This window comes from Nocardioides cremeus (assembly GCF_030518195.1).
In the GTDB taxonomy this organism is placed as follows: domain Bacteria; phylum Actinomycetota; class Actinomycetes; order Propionibacteriales; family Nocardioidaceae; genus Nocardioides; species Nocardioides cremeus.
In genome coordinates, this window is record NZ_JAULSC010000533.1 from 1 (window position 1) to 201 (window position 201).

The window sequence follows — 201 nt, forward strand, 5'->3', positions numbered from 1 at the left end:
GGCACGAACAGCAGCGAGCCGACCCGGATGGCGTCGAGGAAGCCGACGATCTCGGTGACGTCGCGCTCGGTCAGCGTCGTGGCGATGGGGTGCTCGCGCGAGACCACGTCGACGCGCTGCTGGGCCCACGCGGCCCGGGCCGCGCGCTCGGCGACCCGCACGAGCCGCCCCGGGAGGCTGACCTCGGTCTCGTCGGCCGCC

General features: G+C 76.1%; 1 protein-coding gene. It reads right to left on the minus strand.

The annotated features are described in order from the left end of the window. Positions 1-201, minus strand: a 201-nt coding sequence (locus QWJ41_RS22000) for a hypothetical protein (protein ID WP_302710625.1), incomplete at both ends; no start/stop codon positions are given.